The 20,485-nt window shown below is 36.3% G+C and carries 16 protein-coding genes; all 16 read left to right on the forward strand.

Annotation, left to right across the window (positions count from 1 at the left end; translation table 11 throughout):
• Positions 1 to 233: 233 nt before the first annotated feature.
• Positions 234 to 2,303: a GldG family protein gene (locus GHD00_RS19670; protein WP_240468767.1), complete on the forward strand. Its 2,070-nt coding sequence runs from the start codon at positions 234 to 236 to the stop codon at positions 2,301 to 2,303.
• A gap of 159 nt (positions 2,304 to 2,462) precedes the next feature.
• Complete coding sequence (locus GHD00_RS19675; protein WP_163539898.1) at positions 2,463 to 3,581, forward strand: phosphate/phosphite/phosphonate ABC transporter substrate-binding protein; 1,119 nt, start codon at positions 2,463 to 2,465, stop codon at positions 3,579 to 3,581.
• A gap of 115 nt (positions 3,582 to 3,696) precedes the next feature.
• Positions 3,697 to 4,479 (forward strand): phosphonate ABC transporter ATP-binding protein, encoded by a 783-nt coding sequence (phnC, locus tag GHD00_RS19680; protein WP_163539899.1) that lies wholly within the window; start codon positions 3,697 to 3,699, stop codon positions 4,477 to 4,479.
• Positions 4,472 to 5,287: a phosphonate ABC transporter, permease protein PhnE gene (phnE, locus tag GHD00_RS19685; protein ID WP_163539900.1), complete on the forward strand. Its 816-nt coding sequence runs from the start codon at positions 4,472 to 4,474 to the stop codon at positions 5,285 to 5,287. Before phnC ends, phnE (GHD00_RS19685) begins: the two co-directional genes overlap by 8 nt.
• 13 nt (positions 5,288 to 5,300) lie before the next feature.
• Entirely contained in the window at positions 5,301 to 6,107 is an 807-nt protein-coding gene (gene phnE / locus GHD00_RS19690) for a phosphonate ABC transporter, permease protein PhnE (protein ID WP_163539901.1), read from the forward strand.
• Positions 6,108 to 6,158: 51 nt separating this feature from the next.
• Complete coding sequence (locus tag GHD00_RS19695; RefSeq protein WP_205600800.1) at positions 6,159 to 7,091, forward strand: putative RNA methyltransferase; 933 nt, start codon at positions 6,159 to 6,161, stop codon at positions 7,089 to 7,091.
• Entirely contained in the window at positions 7,091 to 7,243 is a 153-nt protein-coding gene (locus GHD00_RS19700) for a hypothetical protein (protein ID WP_163539903.1), read from the forward strand. The genes GHD00_RS19695 and GHD00_RS19700 overlap by 1 nt, the downstream gene beginning before the upstream one ends.
• Positions 7,244 to 7,691: 448 nt before the next feature.
• Positions 7,692 to 7,826, forward strand: coding sequence for a GapA-binding peptide SR1P (locus GHD00_RS19705; RefSeq protein ID WP_163539912.1), 135 nt, complete (start codon positions 7,692 to 7,694; stop codon positions 7,824 to 7,826).
• A 179-nt stretch (positions 7,827 to 8,005) separates the two neighbouring features.
• Entirely contained in the window at positions 8,006 to 9,790 is a 1,785-nt protein-coding gene (locus GHD00_RS19710) for a sensor histidine kinase (protein ID WP_163539904.1), read from the forward strand.
• A 16-nt stretch (positions 9,791 to 9,806) separates the two neighbouring features.
• Positions 9,807 to 11,309, forward strand: coding sequence for a response regulator transcription factor (locus GHD00_RS19715; protein ID WP_163539905.1), 1,503 nt, complete (start codon positions 9,807 to 9,809; stop codon positions 11,307 to 11,309).
• 109 nt (positions 11,310 to 11,418) lie between these two features.
• On the forward strand, positions 11,419 to 12,759 hold the full coding sequence (locus GHD00_RS19720) for an ABC transporter substrate-binding protein (RefSeq protein WP_163539906.1): 1,341 nt from the start codon (positions 11,419 to 11,421) through the stop codon (positions 12,757 to 12,759).
• 91 nt (positions 12,760 to 12,850) lie between these two features.
• Positions 12,851 to 13,711 carry a carbohydrate ABC transporter permease gene (locus tag GHD00_RS19725; RefSeq protein WP_163539907.1) on the forward strand — a complete coding sequence of 287 codons (861 nt, stop codon included), beginning with the start codon at positions 12,851 to 12,853 and terminating at the stop codon, positions 13,709 to 13,711.
• The gene (locus tag GHD00_RS19730) at positions 13,708 to 14,571 is read left to right on the forward strand and encodes a carbohydrate ABC transporter permease (protein ID WP_163539908.1); all 864 of its coding nucleotides are present in this window, start codon (positions 13,708 to 13,710) and stop codon (positions 14,569 to 14,571) included. The genes GHD00_RS19725 and GHD00_RS19730 overlap by 4 nt, the downstream gene beginning before the upstream one ends.
• Before the next feature lie 18 nt (positions 14,572 to 14,589).
• On the forward strand, positions 14,590 to 17,235 hold the full coding sequence (locus GHD00_RS19735; protein ID WP_163539909.1) for an alpha-L-rhamnosidase: 2,646 nt from the start codon (positions 14,590 to 14,592) through the stop codon (positions 17,233 to 17,235).
• A gap of 77 nt (positions 17,236 to 17,312) precedes the next feature.
• A complete protein-coding gene (locus tag GHD00_RS19740) occupies positions 17,313 to 19,340 on the forward strand; it encodes an alpha-L-rhamnosidase-related protein (protein ID WP_163539910.1) in 2,028 nt (675 codons plus the stop codon).
• A gap of 24 nt (positions 19,341 to 19,364) precedes the next feature.
• On the forward strand, positions 19,365 to 20,485 hold a 1,121-nt coding region (locus tag GHD00_RS19745), incomplete at its 3' end, for an alpha-L-rhamnosidase-related protein (RefSeq protein ID WP_163539911.1).

Here is a 20,485-nt window from a genome sequence, read left to right on the forward strand (position 1 = left end):
GTATACAAAAAAACCCCCTATAAAGTAGTCCTTTTTTCAAAGTGTCTACTCTATAGGGTACATTTTAGAGTGTCTAGTCTTTTTTCTTTTTCATGAATTTGTAAATAATTAACTTTAAATTAACACTCAGCTTATATCCACATAATATTTGTTTGATAGTTTTAAGGTGTAGTAACAGATAGAGGAGGTTGTAGGCTGCCATTGGTTGATGAAAAAATATTGGAGGAATGAGTATGTTTAAGAAATGGTCTTATTTGCTGATAGCGTTCTTGTGTTTTATTGCTGTATTTGTACCAACGGTTGATGCGGAAGGTCCACTTGATCCTGCACCAGAAATTAGCCCAAATGGTTCATCTAATGGCTTATCTGTTTTGTTTGATAATACGCATGGCCAAACTGCAGGTGCTGCAGATTGGGTGATAGACGGTGCTTTTTCTGATTTTGCTGAAGCGATTGCAGAAGAAGGGTATTATGTAAAGGAGTTAAGAAAAGAAGGCAGGTTTACCTTAAGTGATTTATCAGATTATGATGTCTTTGTCATACCAGAAGCAAATATTCCTTTCTCTAACCAAGAACAACAAGCGATGTTAGATTATGTGGATCAAGGTGGAAGTATATTTTTTATTGCTGACCATTATAATGCAGATCGAAATAAAAATAGATGGGATTCTTCTGAAGCATTTAATGGATATCGACGTGGTGCATGGGAAGATCCGACTTTAGGAATGAGTCAGGAAGAAGCGGATTCCTTATACATGGATGATGTATCGAATTCTGATTGGTTGAGTGATAATTTTGGTATGCGAATTCGTTATAATGCATTAGGTGATGTTTATTCAGATGTAATTGTGTCACCTTCACAGTCTTTTAACATTACTAATAATGTCAGTACGATGACAATGCATGCAGGTTCTACTATTGCAATTACAGATCCAAATAAGGCAAAAGGAATTGTCTATATTGAGGAAACGAATGATTCTTGGGCATATGCTGTGGATCAAGGTGTATACAACGGTGGCGGGATAGAAGAAGGTCCATATGTAGCCATTAGTAAATCCAGCTTAGGTAAAGTGGCTGTGATTGGTGATTCATCCCCTGTAGAAGATATCACACCTAAATATAAAAGAGAAGAAACAGGTGGTACTAAAAGAACGTATGATGGATTTTATGACCAGGATAATCATATTCTGTTAATTAATCTAATAGATTGGTTAGCGAATCAAGAAAATTATTCGTCTTTTGATGAGGTCTCTGGATTTGAACTCGATCAAGAAACATCTTTATTAAGTATGGAAGATCCGGTATCTTCAACGGAACCAGAAGAGGAGCCTTGGAGTGATCCAGCTGCTGGTTATAAATGGTGGGATCGTTCCACATTTAAAGAGGGGTCTTATGGATATGAAGAAAGCAATGATTCTGATGATCCAGTTGATGGATTAATAGAGAACTTCGACAGTGGAAGTAAAGGAGCATATGCGGCAGATGATGTCATGTTAGAATCCGGCTCCTGGTATTTTGATAATGCGTTATTAGGATCCTTATCGTCGGATAAGAAAAATGGAACACAGTCAGCTCGAATTCGCTCGAATGGAATCATATCGATGAATTTCGATGTTAATGGAGCAGAAAGTGTCACATTGGAGCATGCGAATTTTGGAAGCGATAGTGGTGCTAACTGGAGTTTAGAAAAATCAACGGACGGAGGGACAACATGGACAAGCGTGGCAGGACCATATAGCAGCGGAAGCGCGTTAGCATCAGAAACCATACTAGTCAATGAAACAAATTCTGTAAGGTTTAGAATTGTTGTAGGAGGAACATCAGGAGAACGTATCAATATCGATGATGTTAACATCACAGAGCCATCTACTTTTTCATTTGAGAACTTCGACAGTGGAAGTAAAGGAGCATATGCGGCAGATGATGTCACGTTAGAATCTGGCTCCTGGTATTTTGATAATGCGTTATTAGGTTCTTTATCGTCGGATAAGAAAAATGGAACACAGTCAGCTCGAATTCGTTCGAATGGAATCATATCGATGAACTTCGATGTTAATGAAGCAGAAAGTATCACATTGGAACATGCGAATTTTGGAAGCGATAGTGGTGCTAACTGGAGTTTAGAAAAATCAACGGACGGAGGAACAACATGGACAAGCGTGGCAGGACCATATAGCAGCGGAAGCGCATTAGCATCAGAAACCATACAGGTCAATGAAACAAACACTGTAAGGTTTAGAATTGTTGTAGGAGGAACATCAGGGGAACGTATTAATATCGATGATTTTCATATTATACATTAGTTATAGAAAAATGGGGCTAGCTTAATATGCTAGTCCCTATTTATACTCATAATTTACACAAAATATACATTATTTTACAGTAAGTTCATACTAGCTTAATATTCATTCTTTATGATGATAATAGGTTCTAAACTTTATAGATATAGGAAGGGGACAATTATGTTAAAGAAATTATGGTTTTTATTATTGATTGCATTTTTTTCCGTGCTAGTAGCGTGTGGTGATGCAGAAAAGGGAAATGCAGATAATACATCGGATAATGAGACAGAAGCAAATGAAACGGAAAATGATACAGAATCTGAAAGCGAAGAAGAGACTACAGACGAAGAAGCAAGTAATAAAACAATTGATCAATTATCTATTGGCTTTGTGCCTTCTAGAGATCCAGAAGAAATTGTAACAGCTACGGAACCTTTGAAAGGATTATTAACAGAAGAGCTAGCTGATTTAGGATATGATGTGGGCGAGGTAGATATTACTGTAGGTACAAATTACGAAGCAGTGGGTGAGGCTTTATCAGCAGGAACGTCAGATATAGGTTTAATTCCTGGAGGTACATATGTATTGTATGATGATGGGGCTGAGGTCATTTTAACTGCAACACGTGCTGGTTTAAATAATGATTCTGATAACGCGAAGGATTGGAATGAAAACAAGCCGACAGAAAGTGCAGATAATCAAGTAACCTATTATCGTGCTTTAATGATTGCTGGTCCATCTGAAAAAGGACAAGAGTTAGCTGAAAAAGTCAATAATAACGAAGAGTTAACATTTGATGATCTTAATAGTGCATCATGGGCTGTTATGTCTTCTTCTTCTCCAGCGGGATATATTTACCCAGCTCTTTGGTTAAAAGATAACTATGATAAGACTATTACAGATTTAGAAAATGTTGTGCAGGCAGATTCATATGGTAATGCATTTGCTAGATTGGCGGCAGAGCAAATTGACGTAATGGTGACCTACGCTGATGCAAGACGTGATAATGCGGAATCATGGGAAGGTGATTTCGAACGTGAAGCATCTATATGGGATGAAACCAATGTCATTGGCGTAACTCCTGGCATTTATAATGATACGGTAAGTGTGAGCAAAAACTCCGATATTATGGATGAAGATTTAAAAGCAGCTATTCAGCAAGCCTTTATGAATATCGCAGAAACGGAAGAAGGACAAGAAGTGATCTCTATTTATAATCATGAAGGTTACCAAGAAGCAACAGATTCAGATTATGATAATGAACGTGAAGCACAAGAAATGGTGCAAAGTTTAAACTAGATCTTATATTCTTATTCTAGCTATGAGATCATGAATTGAATGAAATGAGAACATCGTATTCTGATGTTCTCATTTTTACACGTATATAGAAGCTTATCAAGGATGGAGATTAACAATGATAGAGTTTATAAATGTAGAGAAAACATATCCAAATAAAGTAAAAGCATTGCAACATATAAATTTGAAAGTAGAAAAAGGCGAATTTGTAGCCGTTATTGGACTATCTGGTGCAGGAAAGTCGACTCTTATTCGTTGTATTAATCGAATGCATGATATAACGGAAGGATCCTTAATCGTAGATGGGATAGAGGTAGGCAAATTGAAAGGAAAAGATATTCGCAAATTTCGTAAGAGGATCGGTATGATATTCCAATCGTTTAACCTTGTTACTAGAACAACAGTGTTAAAAAATGTGTTGGTATCCTTTGTTCCAGAGCTGCCCTTTTGGAGAAAAATATCCGGATTCTTTGCAAAAGAACAAAAATTAAAAGCATTAGCCGCTCTCGATCAAGTAGGTATATTGGACAAAGCGTATGTGAGAGTGGATCAATTGTCAGGTGGACAGCAGCAGCGTGTAGCTTTAGCAAGGACGTTAGCACAAAAACCAGATATCTTATTAGCTGATGAACCTATTGCATCCTTAGACCCTGTTACGTCGAAACAGGTAATGGAAGACTTTAAACGTATCAATCAAGAGATGCGAATTTCCGTTTTGATGAATATCCATCATGTGGAAGTGGCATTGGCGTATGCTGATCGCATTATCGGTGTGCGAGAAGGACAAATTGTGTATGATGGCCAATCTCAGAATGTGACGCAAGAAGTGTTAGATCATATTTACAAAGGAAAAGTCGACGAAGTAAAAGAAGGTATTGAAGGAGAAGGAGCTTATGCTTGATAAAGTACTCCCACCGAAAAAATTAGCACTAAAAAATGGAAAAATCGTTTGTGAAAAAAGATCGCGCACTCCTTTTATTTTCATCCTCCTTGTAATAGCCGTTCTTGTATCAATAGAATTTACAAATTTTAAGTTTCAAGTCTTGGTAGAACGTTGGCAAGAGTTTTTTGTTATAGTAGGCCAAATGATTCCACCTAATTGGGAGTACTTCCCAAGTTTATGGAAGCCATTAATGGATACGATTAAAATGTCTCTGCTAGGCTCATTGCTTGGTTCTCTAGCAGCTATTCCAGCCGCATATTTTGCTTCAACTAATGTAGTGAAGAGCAAAACAGTTATTACAACTATGAGAGTTTTCCTTAGTTTGTTAAGAACCATGCCAACGCTTGTTTCAGCACTTATTGCTACCTTTATTTTTGGACTAGGAACATTAGCGGGGACTGTTGCTATCTTTTTATTCACATTAGCGTATGTCGGTAAGCTATTATATGAACAGATTGAAAATGCTAGCATGGATGCATTTGAAGCAATGGAATCGATTGGAATGACGAGATATCAAGCATTTCGATATGCCATTTTCCCTCAAGTGTTGCCTAATTATCTGTCCACTTCTCTATTTTGTTTTGAAGGAAATGTCCGATATGCAGCTATTTTAGGGTATGTCGGAGCAGGCGGTATCGGCCTCTTGTTAAATGAAGGACTAGGATGGAGAGACTACGCAAGTGTAGGAATGGTGCTATTCATGCTTGCGATTACGGTGTTTTTAATTGAAACAGTTAGCGAGCATTTTCGGAAAAAGTTAATTTAAGGAGAAGAACAATATGAATGCATTGGAACAACAACTATACGCAGCACCACGCAATCATCGTTATGTATGGACAGTTGTTATGGTTATATTACTGCTGTTTGCTTGGTCATTAACGACGGTGAATTTAAACAATGTAGAGGAAAAAGGCTGGTTAATCGCATCTAATATTTTAACAGGTATTGTCAGTCCTGATCTTGAACTGTTATTGAATGTTACTTCACAAGGAGTTTTATACCTATTAATAGAAACTATTGCAATTGCTTTTTTGGGTACCATCATTGGTTCCATATTAGCGATCCCCTTGGCATTTTTGTCAGCGTCCAATGTAGCTCCTAAACCAGTTGCTTTTCTGACAAGGTTATTATTAATTTTTATTCGAACCGTTCCAGCTTTAGTGTATGGGTTAATGTTTATCCGTGTGACTGGTCCAGGACCATTTGCAGGGGTGCTAACGATAGCATTAATCTCGATCGGCATGCTTGCGAAATTGTATGTAGATGCTATAGAAGATTTGGATACAAGTATTTTTGAATCGATGACATCGATTGGCTGCACGGCATTCGAGAAAATTCGCTATGGCATTGTCCCGCAATTATTTGCCATCTTTCTTTCTATTATGATTTATCGATTTGATATGAACTTGAGAGAAGCATCTGTTTTAGGTCTTGTAGGAGCAGGAGGGATTGGTGCGCCTTTAATTTTTGCGATGAACGCCTATCGTTGGAATGAAGTTGGATCCATTCTTATTGGGTTAGTTATACTTATTTTAATCGTAGAATTATCTTCTAATAAAATGAGAAATAAATTAGTCAGAGGATAGCTCCCTCTGGCTTAGCATGCTAGAGGAACTAATGTCATTGGATTGCAATAAATGATTTGTCAAGCTATGATAGATGTGGATATTCATAATGAAAATAATGGAGTAAAATATATGAAAAAAATTGAACAGACAGCTTTTCAAATACAACAAAATCGACAATTATTCAGATGTCCCATTTGTCAAGAAAACATTGTACTAGAAGATAAAACGGTGATATGTGCAAAAGGACATCGGTTTGACCTTGCCAAAAAAGGTTATGTGAATTTTTTGATGCAAGCATCTCCAAATGATTATACAAAAGTCTTGTTTGAGGCAAGACATCAAATAATTCAAAGCGGTATGTATGATCGGTTGCACCAAGTCATAGCGGAAGAAATGGGAAAATTTCAGAATCAAAGCACCGTATCGGTATTAGATATAGGCTGTGGAGAAGGATCACACTTAGCACAGATTGTGTCAAGGTTAAAAAGACTAGATACAGTTGGTGTAGGAGTGGATATATCCAAAGATGGGATTACGACAGCGGCAAAGTACTACCCCGAATTTTTATGGGCCGTTGGGGACTTAGCCAAAAGTCCATTTCAGACAAAGCAGTTTGATATACTTTTAAATATATTGTCACCAGCGAATTATCAAGAATTTGATCGCTTGTTGCATGATGATGGAATCGTGATAAAAGTAGTTCCAAGATCAAAGTATTTAAAAGAAATTAGGGAACTAGTTCTTGATAAATCCAAGCAAACTTATCAAAATACAGAGGCAATGGACACTTTCCACCAGCATTATGCTCAAGTAAAAAGCATAGAAGTTCAATATGAGTGGTCTGTTCCGGAATCGTTAAGAACTTCATTATTGAAAATGACACCATTAACCTGGAATAAAATTTCGGAAAATAAAATGAGTGAATTAGCCGAGAATTTACATGTTATCACAGTCGACTTGCAGGTATTAGTTGGGAGAAATAGCGATATGGGAGGGGTATAATGCTGTGGTTTATCATCTTGATAGCCATTCTGGTCTATATTTTATATAGTTTGCATACGATTAAAAGAAGGCAAGAATTAATTATGAAGAAATTGGAAATAGAAGAGCAAGAGGAAGTAAACTCTCCGTTTGAACGAATAGATCAAGAATAAATATATAAGAGTGAATGGTTTTATAGTGATAGCCTGATGTGTTGTAAAAGGTTTGCTGTTTATCACCATTATAAAGGTGAACGTTACATGTAAAGTAACGTTCACCTTTTTTGTGCCCGTCTAGGAAAGTATTAAATTGTCAGCAAGGAAGCAATTTCAACGTAGTGGACAATTTTAGGAATATAGATAAGTGCAACTACGTCTCTGACTTCGCTAAGGGCTCGTCAATCGACGAGTTTTATTTATTGAATAAAATTGAATATTCTACAGGTTAATAATACTGCATATATTTTAATGAAACATTTAAATAATGTACATTAATAACATTTTTTAAATAAATAGTGTACATTAAATATAATAAGTGTTACAATAAATAAAACGGTTACAAAAAGAGAACTGAGAAATTAGGAGGGTGATGTAAATGAAATTACAAAGCTATACACCAAATATGGGGACTATTGTATGTAGAAGCTGTGATGCTGTATTACAAACATTCCCTGCGGAAAAAGTCACAACATTGTACTCATTTTGTGATTCGCATTGTAAAAGTCGCAACTCATCCGCAGTTTCTATAAAACGATAATATTAGAAGATAGCTCTTCCCTTATTAGTTTCCTAAAGCTACTGAACGATAAAAAATTCTCGGAGAGATAATCAATCTCCGGGAATTTTTTATGTCTTCTACCTAAAAATGACATTGATTCATTTGAAAAACAAGCTTATAATTGTCGCAATTATAAAATTGCAAATTTGGAGGATAGTATGAGACAATTTTTCCGCTCCTTGCCAATAAAGAACAAGATATTTATCACTTTTGCGAGCGTTTTCGTTGTGGTTATCACTATTATTGGTGTTGCCATGTATTTAACTAACGTTAATGAAATGAAGAATCAGACACAATCCATGTCAAAAGTGTTATCCGGACAATTGTCGAGAACGATTGATTTATATTTTCAGGATATTGATCGTCTTTCTTTAGCGATTTTTACTGATTCTTACATCCAGGACACGTTATCTAATTATCAAGATAAGCAAGGATTATATAATGATATCAATATTAGGAATAATATGTATCCAAGGTTGTTTAATCAAATGTATCCACGATCTGATATTGCAAGTATAACGATTTACACAAACACTGGAACTGTATTCGATTATGATCAAAGTGGTGATATAGAAGTTAGGTATGAAACACAACAAAAGGGTTGGATGATGTCCCTTGATCAAATCGATAAAAATTCTTTCCTTTTACTCCCAACAGAGAAAAAAGTATTTCAAAATGGAGAAGAAAAACAAGTAGTTTCTCTAGTTCGGAACATATATAGAATTCCACAAAGAAACAAAATTGGAGTTATAAAAATAGATATAAGTATAGACGTTTTTGAAAAATTGCTAGAATTAGAAAATGTGCAGGAAATAGAAGAACATATGACAATCCTTGTTCTAGCGGAAAATCAATCGGTTATCTATGATCATAATAGAAACTTCATAGGAGAAAGCGAAATTGGTTTGAATTTACCTGATGTACGAGAAAATGAGCCTAAAGATGGGACATTGACATGGCAATCCAATTCTTATCTGTATGCTAATGATTATTCCAATTTTACTAATTGGAATACCGTAGTTCTTATTGATAATAAATTTATTATTTATGAACGGAATCAAATCTTATTATTTATTGCTATTAGTGGATTTATTGCTATTTTTGTCATCGGAGTTATTTCATACCTTCTTTCTTATAATATTACCAAACCTTTTACGGGAATGATGAGAAAGATGAGGAAAGTAGAAAAAGGAGATTTAACAGATCGAATGGTATTAACTGGACATCCTGAAATGGATGTGCTTACTAGAGTCTATAATCGTATGTTAGATAGCATTAATAAGTTAATTAAGGAAGTTTATGAATCCAGTATCACTGAAAAAAATGCTAAGATATCTGCTTTACAATCACAAATTAATCCGCATTTTTTGTACAATACATTAAATGTAATGAAATCCATTAGTCGTGTAAAGGGTGTAGAAGAAGTAGCAGAGATATCTGAATCATTGTCTGAATTATTTAAATATAGTATGAAAGACTTGGATAAAAAAGTAACCCTCCAAGAAGAATTAGATCATATAGAAAATTATATGAGAATTCAACATCATCGCTTTAGAGATCGGTTTACATTACAGCAAGATATAGAAGGTAAAGCAAAGGATGCTTTGATACCTAAATTGTTGATTCAACCAATTGTTGAAAATGCTGTCAATCATGGGTTGAAAGATAAAAAATCTGGGGGAAGAATTACTTTAGAAGCTTTTGTAAAGGAAGGCAGTCTTGTCGTAAATGTCCGTGATAATGGCAAGGGCATGGGTCAACAAACACTTGAACAGGTTAGGAAAAAACTAAATCAAAAAATGTTAGATAACAATGAAGGTATTGGTTTGAATAATATCTCTCAGCGATTAGAGTTAATGTATGGGTATCGTTATGAAATGAATATAGAAAGCAGTGAAGATGCAGGGACCAAAGTAATTATTATCTTACCTTATCAAGAGTAATAAAGGAGGGGTCATTATGAATATCTTCGTTGTGGAAGATGAATATTGGGCGTTATTAGAGTTAAGGACTTTGTTAAAAAAATATGAAACGAATCATAATATGTTTTATTTTGAAAATGGAGAAGAAGCCCTTGATCAATTAGCAGAAACAATTCCAGATCTTGTTATCACAGATATCACTATGCCAGGTACAGATGGGTTGGAGCTAGTAGAAAAATTAAAATCGCATGATAATAAGATAGAATGCATTTTTTTGACCGTACATGACACTTTTGATTATGCAAAGAAAGGTATTCAATTAGGTGTTGTTGATTATATATTAAAACCGATTAAAAAAGATGCTTTATTTGAAACGATCGATCAAACATTGGTATCTATTCACAATCGAAAAAAGGAAGAAACATTGAAACAACAATGGTCGATAAACAGACTGTTATTTCAGTCAATGGAACAGAACAATTACGATGCCACAAGCTTTGATAATCAGCCATTATTGATGATTTACGTTTTATTTGGTAACTGGAAAGCAAAAAATCCATTACATGTAGAGGTTGAGGTGGAAAAAATAAGTGAGGTGATGGGTAAGGAGAAAAAGTTTTGGTTTCTATCCATTGATGAGTGTCGGAAAATATTATTAATAGAAAATGATAATGACAAAAACATTTCCAGAATTTCTATTCAAAAACTATTTCATTATTTTAATCATCTTGGACAAGTTCATTTATGTGTACATTTAAAGGGAAATAAAATGACGCTAAATGAAAGTTATCAGGAAGCAGAAAAGAAGATGGACAATCACAAATTATTTGGGGAACCGACTTTATTGAATCAACAAAATCGCTGTGCAGAAATGATAGATAAAGATATTACATTTTTATGGGATACTGTGAGAGTAATGGAAAGCAAACTGAGCGATCATCAATTTGCATCGATTCCAAAGCAAATTGATCACTTAATAAATCAAATCAGGCAGGCAAGGCTTCCGCAAAAGCAGTTATATCGCTTTTTAGTGGATATGTATTATGCGGTTATATATAAATTACAGCAATCTACTAGCAGCATCATTAAAATAGAGGATATTGATGACAATATAGATCAATTAGAGACTTTTATTACCTATGATCAATTAGAAAATTGGTTAACTGTCTTACTGTCTAATATTTCATCATCAATCTCTCATGAAAATATTGCACCTAAACATCTTATTCCGAAGGTGAAGGAATGGATACAAGAAAGCTATTCTGACAATATTACTTTTCAACAATTTGCGGATGAACACCATGTTAGTTTAAGTTATTTATCACGAGAATTTAAGGAACAGACAAACATGACATTTTCAGAATATTTAACCCACATCAGAATAAAAAAAGCAAAAGGTCTTTTTGAAAAGGGAATGGAGAAAACAGTAGAAGTAGGAAGGTTAGTAGGTTATCATGATCCCAAGCATTTTAGGACCGTTTTTAAAAGAGTGACCGGGATAACACCGAAGGAATATAAAACGAAAACAAATGGGGGGTGATTTTTTTTTAGTAAAAATCACCCCTTTTTATAGTTAAATAAATAGGTTTTTTATGAATGCAAGCGCTTATATAATGAAGGCATAACAGATCACAAGGGGGCTAAAATAAATGAAAAGGTTAACAAAAAAGCACATTTTATTTACTTTTATGGCTTTATTACTATTATTATTAGCAGCATGTGGTGGAGATGATTCTAATAACGAGTCTTCTGACGCTGCTGGAAATGAAGAAGGAACAGAGGAAGAAAATCCAGAAACAACTTTAACGTTTTTAATTGATAATCAGACGGTAACAGATGGTATTGATGCAGTAGCAGCAGAAATTGAAGAAAAATATAATATCAAAACAAAATTTGAAATGCGTCCAGGTGGTACAGAGGGGGATAACATTGTAAAAACCCGACTTGCTACTGGAGAAATGACAGATTTAATGTGGTATAACTCTGGTTCTCTTTTTAAAGCTTTAAATCCACAAGAATATTTCTTGGATTTATCTGGAGAAGCCTATATGGATCGTCTAACCGATGAATTTAAAGAAGCTGTTTCCGTAGGAGATGCCGTTTATGGTATTCCTGGTGAAGCAAGTTCTGCTGGTGGTTGGTTATATAACAAAAAGGTGTATGAAGAATTAGGATTAGAAGTGCCAAAAACATGGGATGAACTAATGGCAAACAATGAAGCAATTAAAGAAGCTGGAAAGGTTCCTGTTGTTGCTTCATATAAAGATACTTGGACATCTCAGTTAGTGTTATTAGCTGATTATTACAATGTCTATTCTAATAATCCAGATTTTGCAAACCAATTTACAAACAATGAAGCAAAGTTTGCAGATACTCCAATTGCTTTGAGAGGATTTGAGAAGTTACACGAATTACAAGAAGCTGGTTATTACAATGACGAAGAATCGGCTACTGGTTATAATGATGCATTAGAAATGTTAGCAAATGGGGAAGCAGCACATTATCCAATGTTAACCTTTGCGTTAGCAGCAATTGCAGATACGTATCCAGATGCGATTGAAGACATCGGCTTCTTTGGACAACCAGGTGATGATCCGGAAGATCACGGTATGACACAATGGCTGCCTGGTAGTATCTATGTCAATAAAGATTCAGAGAATGTAGAAGCGGCAAAACAATGGATGGAGTATTTTATATCTGACGAAGGTCTTGAAACATATATGTCCGTAATGAAAGCAAATGGGCCTTATGTAGTAGAAGGTGTGGAATTACCTGATGATGCATACCCTGCTGTAAAAGATATGACAGCATATCTAGAAGAAGGAAAAGTCGGTCCTGCACTAGAGTTCTTAACACCACTCAAAGGTCCAAATCTAGAACAAATTACGGTAGAGACAGGACTAGGTCTAATTACACCAGAAGAAGCTGCAGAAAAATATGATAGAGATGTGGAACGTCAAGCAAAACAATTAGACCTTGAAGGCTGGTAAGATTCATTGAGATAGAGATAATGAATAGCCCTGTTATGATGTATTTTTTATAACAGGGCTTTTCTATAACAAACGTATTGGGGTGACAATTATGAAAGTAAATAAAGTATATAGCTATGCATTACTGATACCAGCTGGATTAATTTATGGGCTTTTATTTCTCTATCCCACTATTATGTCCTTTTTCTTCAGTTTCACTCGTTGGACATTAACAGATTGGGAATGGATCGGGTTTGAAAACTTTATTATGTTTTTTGAAGAGTCATCGTTAATGATTGGTTTTAAAAATACATTTATTTTCGCATTTCTGACAGCGGGATTAAAAGTAGTGCTTGGACTTATATTAGCTGTCATTTTGACCTCTCAATTAAAAACGAAGCGATTTATTCGTTCGACCGTTTTCTTTCCTGTGTTAGTAAGTACGATTGCAGTGGGGATTGCTTTTAGTGTATTAATGCACCCGTCTGAAGGATTAATTAACCAGACATTAGGCTTATTTGGTATTAATGGACCTAATTGGCTTGGGAATCCTAGTCTAGCTATCTATTCCGTAGCATTTGTTGATGTGTGGAAAGGGGTAGGTATCGCGACGGTTATCTTTATTGCAGGGATGATGTCGATTCCGAAAGATTACTATGAAGCACATCAAATTGATGGTGGAAATAAATTAAATGCGTTTTGGTATATTACCTTGCCATTGTCACGACCAGCGATTAATGCGGTTATTATTTTAGCTTTAATTGGCGGTCTAAGAACATTTGACTTAGTTTGGGCGATGACTGGCGGCGGGCCAGGATTCAGTTCTGACTTAATTGCTTCGATTATTTATAAGCAATATCAAGCAGGATTTTACGGTTTATCAACAGCAGGTAATGTGATTCTGTTTATCATGGTTGCCGTAATCGTCTTTCCAATCTTTAAGTTCCTGAATAGAAGAGAGGTGGATTTATGAGCCAGCAAACAGAAGCAAAAAAAGCAAAGCAAAAGAAAAGTCTTACTCGGATTATAGTCGAAGTAATTGCAGTATTATCATGTGCGGTATTTTTTCTCGTACCTTTTTACTTTATTATCGTCAATTCGATGAAAACAAGCGCAGAAGCATCACAATTATCCATTGCTTGGCCAAATGAATTTCGGATTTTAGAGAATATCCAGGAAGTATTAGCGGCAAGAGATAATATGCTGCTACTGGCGTTTTTTAACAGTACAGTTATTACCGTATCATCTATTTTAATATTATTAGTAGTCTGTTCGATGGCAGCCTTTGTATTGCATCGCAGAAAGGGTAAAGCGATTTCCGTTATAGGCACTACTTTTTTAGCTGGATTGATGATACCACCAGCTGTAGTTCCTACGATTTGGGTATTAGAGCAATTCCATATATTCAAGACATTTCCTGGGATAATCTTGGTAATGGTTGCTATTTCCATTCCTTTTTCGATTGTACTTTATACAGGGTTTATCGCAACAATTCCCAAAAGTATTGACGAAGCAGCCATTATCGATGGATGCGGTGGATTCCGTTTATTTTTCAGTATTATATTCCCAATGTTAAAACCGATTCACTCCACTGTTATTATTTTAAATGCAGTGCAGATTTTTAACGATTTCGTACACCCGCTATATTTTTTCCCGGGATCAGATAATGCGACAGTACAGTTAACATTGTATAACTTTATGAGTATGTATAATACCGACTGGAATTTATTATTTACTAATGTGTTATTAATTACGATTCCACCGTTTATTCTTTTCTTAATTTTTAGCGAAAAGATTGTGGCGGGTATGACGGCCGGATCGGTAAAAGGATAGGAAATGGAGGATTGTTACATGTTAGAAGTCTATGACGTAAGATGTGAATATCAACAAAATCCGATTGGTATTGATGTGAGAGAGCCACGTATCAGTTGGAAATTACGCTCTGATCAACGTAATGTTAAACAAGCCAGTTATCAACTGCAAGTAGCTAAAGATGAAAAGTTCGCAGATATCATTTGGGATTCTCAACAAGTAGCATCTGATGAAAACTTGCATATTGTGTTAAGTGACATTGACTTTCATTCACGTACACGTTACTTCGTTCGTGTAAAAGCTACGGATAAGAATGGAAATGTTTCTGAATGGTCAGACATCACGTTTTTCGAATTCGGTTTAGTAGATGCTTCAGAATGGCAAGCGAATTGGATTACACCTCCAATCGACATAAATGGCGAACCTTGTCCGAAGTTAGCGACTACTTTTTCCACAAAAGGTAAAGTGAAACGAGCAAGGATCTATGCTACTGCATTAGGTTTATATGAGCTTCAGTTAAATGGACAACGTGTTGGAGAGGACTACTTTACTCCAGGTTGGACGAGTTATCAATCAAGATTGCAATATCAAACTTATGATGTGACAGAACTATTATTAGATGGTATAAATAAATGGACTGGGCTTTTAGGTAACGGTTGGTACAAAGGGAATCTTGCCTGGGAAGGAGAGCGTGAAATTTTTGGTGATCGCTTAGCTTTACTTGCACAACTTCATCTTGAATATGAAGATGGCAGTGAACAAGTGGTGAAAACCGATGAGAGCTGGCAAGTTGCGGAAAGTGCTATTCAAATGTCTGAAATTTATCACGGAGAAACATATGACTCCCGTATAAAAGAGGACAACTGGCAACCAGTAGAAACGCTAGATCATACGAAAAATATCTTAGTAGCTCAAGAAAATGAACCAGTTCGCAAAATTGAAACGATAAAACCAAAGGAATTATTAACTACTCCAAATGGTGAGACAGTAATTGACTTTGGTCAAAATATGGTTGGTTGGGTTGCTTTTGATATTGAGGGAGAATCAGGTCAAACAGTCGAAATCAAACATGCGGAAATCTTAGATGGGGAAGGTAATTTCTATACAGCGAACCTTCGTACCGCTAAGCAGACTAATCACTATATTATAAGTGGTAATGGTAAGGAAACTTTTGAACCACACTTTTCCTTCCAAGGATTTCGATATGTGCAACTAATCGGTTTCAAGGAAAATCAACTGAATTTAGAAAATTTCCGTGGTATTGTACTCCATTCCGATATGGAAATGACAGGAGATTTTCAATGCTCTGATCCGATTATCAACCAATTACAGCACAACATCCTCTGGGGGCTAAAGGGTAACTTCTTAGATGTGCCGACAGATTGTCCACAGCGTGACGAACGCTTAGGTTGGACAGGTGATGCACAGATGTTTATTCGTACGGCAAGTTACTTGGCAAATGTCGGGCCTTTTTTCACCAAATGGCTAAGAGACTTAGAGGCTGATCAAGAAGATGATGGTGGTGTACCATTTGTTGTACCAAATGTACTAGATACAATGGAAGAGCCGCATGAGCATACGCAACCAAGACCATTTAGTTCAGCGGCTTGGGGAGATGCAGCCGTGATTTGTCCATGGACACTTTATATTGCTTATGGTGATAAGCGGATTTTAGCGGAGCAATATAACAGTATGAAAGCATGGGTTGCATATATTAAATCACAAGGAGAAAACCCTTATCTATGGAATACTGGATTCCATTTTGGAGATTGGTTAGCACTTGATGCGAAGCCTGATAGCTATGTAGGTGCGACAGACAGGCCGTATGTTGCGACAGCATTTTTTGCTTATTCCACTTCATTGGTGAAAAGAATTGCAAAGATCCTTGATCGAGAAGAGGATTATCACTATTATGCTGAATTAGAAACAAACATTATACAAGCATTTACCGATGAATTTGTCACACCAAATGGTAAGATAGCAGTTCCAACCCAGACAGGACAGATTTTAGCATTAATGTTTGACCTTGTAGATAGTAAAGCGAAAACACGTGCAGTGGAAAAATTACAAGAACTGCTTGAGGAAACGGATTATCACTTAACGACTGGATTTGTCGGAACACCTTATCTGAACCATGTACTAACGGAAAATGGCATGAATGATGCTGCTTACAAGTTATTGTTTCAAAAAGATTACCCGTCTTGGCTTTACCAGATTACCAAAGGTGCGACAACTATCTGGGAGCATTGGGATGGTATTAAGGAAGACGGCTCTTTCTGGAGTACCGATATGAACTCGTTTAATCACTATGCTTATGGTGCAATCGGTGATTGGTTATACCGTAAAGTAGCGGGACTTGAGTTAGATGAAGAAGTACCGGGATTCAAACAATTTACGGTGAAGCCATATGTAGGTGAAGGATTAGATTGGACGGAAGCAACCCTTGAATCCATGTACGGTGAAATTAAGAGTGCTTGGAAAAAAGATGAAGCAGGTAATATGCAGCTAGAAGTTAACGTTCCAGTTAATACAAGCGCAACGATAAAACTATTAGAAGCAGATCCTAATAGTGTGAGAGAAAGTGGTAAAAAGCTTGCGGAAGCGGATGGAGTTTTACAGGTTACAAAGCAAGCGGATGAAATAGCCATTACGTTAGGATCAGGTAACTATTTATTAACTTTTTAAAGTGTACAGTGGCTAGCAGCATTCCTTTTTTGGAATGAGCTAGCCATTTTCTACAGTGAAAGGAGTGTCAGAAGGAAATGACTCGAAATAATGCTCACTGGATCTGGTATCCAGGTGATTGGGAAATTTGGCTGCATGAACAAGTATCTGTCAGAAGGGAAATGCGTGAAGTGATTTTCCCTCCGTTTTGGCGTTTGGATCAGCACTATAGCTCTGTAATTTTTTCTTATAAATATGAATTAAATCAGCCAGAAGAAGTAAGGTTTATAGCTGATGGGCAGTTTTCTGTTTATTTAGATGGTAAAGATAATGATCGATATCACGATGAAACGGTCATACTTCCAGCTGGAGAACATGAATTATTGGTGGCCGTTTACAGTAAGGAAAGTGTTCCTTCTTTATACGTAGAGGGAAAGACAATTTTTTCAAGTGATCAATGGAAGGTATCTTGTTATGACAAACATTGGAGACAAGTCGGAAGTTGGGCAAAGGAGTTATCTTCACCGGAAATGTCTCCTTCTCAATATCGTTTAGCAACGCAGCTTCATTCACCAACAGAAGTGTGGGATACGGAAGATGGATGGCTTGTCGATTTTGGCAAGGAGACATTTGGTTATTTACAGCTGAATGGAATAACTGGGAAAAGTAAAGTGACTGTTTATTATGGGGAATCAAAAACAGAAGCACAAGACAGAGAGCATTCCGTATTATTAGATCAGGTTAACGTAGATGGAACGGTAGATTCAAATTTTACCTTTACCAAATCACGGGCATTCCGTTATGTGCTGATTGTTCCAGATTCAAAAGAATTTACGTTTGAATCGATCCAAATGCATTACGAATACTTACCTGTTCAATACCGCAGTCATTTCCGCAGTTCAAATGAGCGTCTAAATAAAATCTGGGACACATCAATGTATACATTTCATCTTAATACAAGAGAATTTTTCTTCGATGGTATTAAGCGTGACCGTTGGGTATGGTCAGGGGATGCTTATCAATCATTTTTGATGAATTATTATAGTTTTTATGATCCTGATGTGGTCAAGCGTACACTGATTGCATTGAGAGGAAAAGATCCGATTGTCACACATATCAATACCATTCTAGATTACAGTTTGTATTGGTTCAATGGCATTTATGACTATTATCTTTATACAGGCGATGTTGAATTTGTGAAAACGCAGTATGAAAATATGGTTTCACTAATGGATTTCTGCTTGGACCGTAGAAATGAAGAAGGTTTTATGGAAGGGAAGCAGGAAGACTGGGTATTTGTCGATTGGTCGGATATTGATAACCGTGGTGAAGTCAGTACAATTCAAATTTTACTGAGTCGCAGTCTAGAAACGATGTCACTTGTAGCGGTGATGGTGGATGACCATGAAAGAGCAAGTATCTATAAACGTGAAGCAAAAGAGTTGAGAAAAAAAACAATCGATTTGTTTTGGGATGCGGAAAAGGGTGGTCTTGTACATCACCGGTATCAAGGTGAGTTAAAAGATAAAATCACCAAATATCCTAATATGTTTGCCTTAATGTTTGGTTATTTCAATGATGATCAAAAAAATAAAGTCAAGGAACAGGTAATGTTAAATCCGGATGTACAAGCTATTAAAACTCCTTATATGCGATTCTTTGAACTAGCAGCATTATGTGAAGTTGGCGAGCATCGTTTTGTACTAAATGAAATGCTAGACTATTGGGGCGGCATGCTAGACTTAGGAGCGACAACATTTTGGGAGGAATATGATCCAACTCAGAGTGGAAATGAACATTATCAGATGTATGATATGAAGTATGGGAAGAGTTTGTGTCATGCTTGGGGAGCAAGCCCGATTTATCTTATTGGGAAATACTTCTTAGGAGTACGTCCCTTGAAACCTGGTTATGAAGTATATGAAGTGGAGCCACAACTAGGCGGATTAGAGTGGTTTGAAGGCACTCTTCCTGTCGGAAATGGTGAAGTGGATATCTATATGGATCGAGAAAAGATTCAAGTTCGATCTAGTTTTGGTAAAGGAGAATTGAAATATCATAAAGATCATTCATCTTATAAAAAGCAAATACCAACGGATGGATCATGGCTTGAAGTTCAATTGTAGAAAATGAGAAGAAGGTGAAATAATATGAGCTTTCAAAAAAATCAAAACCATCATGTGAATCGAAACGAAAAGTTCGAACAAATAGCAAATGACTTACAACCTGTGTTATTTCGTGAAAAAGTAGAGGCAAAGCAAATGGTGGAAGTGGTAGATAATAAGGAAAAAATGCACGGTTGGGAAGTTAAGTCAGTGAAAGATATAAATGCTCTGCAAAGTGAGGTGTTGGGCAAAGGGGATCGTATTATTCTAGATTTCGCTGACCATCAAGTAGGATATTTAACTCTAAATATTGTTCCAGTCGGTAGTCCGCCCGATGCTCCGCTTCATATGCGTCTTACATTTGGAGAAATGCCTGTAGAGATGGCAGAACCATTTTCTAATTATGATGGTTGGATTAGCAGTTCATGGTTGCAGGAAGAAGTTGTGCATGTCGATGTTTTGCCAAATAAGCTTACACTGCCAAGGAGATACAGCTTCCGCTACCTTAAAATCGAAGTTTTAGATACATCCCCTAAATATAATGTATCATTCGAAAAAGCGACAGTAGAAACGGTAACTTCAGCCGATGTGACGAAAGTAGAACCTTTTAATCATGAAGATCAGGAATTAGTTGATATTGATCAAGTAAGTATCAAAACACTGCAAGATTGTATGCAAGATGTGTTTGAAGATGGTCCAAAGAGGGATCGCAGATTATGGTTAGGAGACCTTCGATTGCAGGCAATGGCCAATTATGCCACATTTAAAAGCAATGATCTTGTCAAACGAAATCTCTATCAATTCGCTGCGGTACCGAATCAAGATGGTCAAGTTTCAGCTAATCTTTTCGTTGAACCATCATTAATTCCAGATGATACATTTTTATATGATTATTCCTTATTCTTTACCACAACCTTATATGACTATTACCAAGCAACAAAGGATCGTGAAGCTCTAGAAGATTTATGGGCAACTGCGTATCGTCAAGTGGAAATTGGTGTAGAACGCTTAGATGATAGAAATATCGTGGAAGATGACGAAAGTTGGTGGTCGTTCATTGATTGGCAACCTGATTTGAACAAGCAGGCACCATCACAGGCCATCTTAATATATACGTTGCGTAGAGCGATTCAATTAGCGGAAGAGTTAGGGAAAAATGAAGAAAA

Origin of the sequence: Gracilibacillus sp. YIM 98692 (assembly GCF_010993965.1) — a bacterium.
GTDB lineage: Bacteria > Bacillota > Bacilli > Bacillales > Amphibacillaceae > Gracilibacillus.

What these genes read in the sequence shown, in the direction of transcription:
- GHD00_RS19715 (WP_163539905.1), top strand. Translation starts at nt 9,807, where the DNA reads ATGAATATCTTCGTTGTGGAAGATGAATATTGGGCGTTATTAGAGTTA.
- GHD00_RS19675 (WP_163539898.1), top strand. Translation starts at nt 2,463, where the DNA reads ATGTTAAAGAAATTATGGTTTTTATTATTGATTGCATTTTTTTCCGTG.
- GHD00_RS19740 (WP_163539910.1), top strand. Translation starts at nt 17,313, where the DNA reads ATGACTCGAAATAATGCTCACTGGATCTGGTATCCAGGTGATTGGGAA.
- GHD00_RS19720 (WP_163539906.1), top strand. Translation starts at nt 11,419, where the DNA reads ATGAAAAGGTTAACAAAAAAGCACATTTTATTTACTTTTATGGCTTTA.
- GHD00_RS19700 (WP_163539903.1), top strand. Translation starts at nt 7,091, where the DNA reads ATGCTGTGGTTTATCATCTTGATAGCCATTCTGGTCTATATTTTATAT.
- GHD00_RS19710 (WP_163539904.1), top strand. Translation starts at nt 8,006, where the DNA reads ATGAGACAATTTTTCCGCTCCTTGCCAATAAAGAACAAGATATTTATC.
- GHD00_RS19725 (WP_163539907.1), top strand. Translation starts at nt 12,851, where the DNA reads ATGAAAGTAAATAAAGTATATAGCTATGCATTACTGATACCAGCTGGA.
- phnC (WP_163539899.1), top strand. Translation starts at nt 3,697, where the DNA reads ATGATAGAGTTTATAAATGTAGAGAAAACATATCCAAATAAAGTAAAA.
- GHD00_RS19735 (WP_163539909.1), top strand. Translation starts at nt 14,590, where the DNA reads ATGTTAGAAGTCTATGACGTAAGATGTGAATATCAACAAAATCCGATT.
- GHD00_RS19695 (WP_205600800.1), top strand. Translation starts at nt 6,159, where the DNA reads ATGATTTGTCAAGCTATGATAGATGTGGATATTCATAATGAAAATAAT.
- GHD00_RS19705 (WP_163539912.1), top strand. Translation starts at nt 7,692, where the DNA reads ATGGGGACTATTGTATGTAGAAGCTGTGATGCTGTATTACAAACATTC.
- phnE (WP_163539900.1), top strand. Translation starts at nt 4,472, where the DNA reads ATGCTTGATAAAGTACTCCCACCGAAAAAATTAGCACTAAAAAATGGA.
- GHD00_RS19670 (WP_240468767.1), top strand. Translation starts at nt 234, where the DNA reads ATGTTTAAGAAATGGTCTTATTTGCTGATAGCGTTCTTGTGTTTTATT.
- phnE (WP_163539901.1), top strand. Translation starts at nt 5,301, where the DNA reads ATGAATGCATTGGAACAACAACTATACGCAGCACCACGCAATCATCGT.
- GHD00_RS19730 (WP_163539908.1), top strand. Translation starts at nt 13,708, where the DNA reads ATGAGCCAGCAAACAGAAGCAAAAAAAGCAAAGCAAAAGAAAAGTCTT.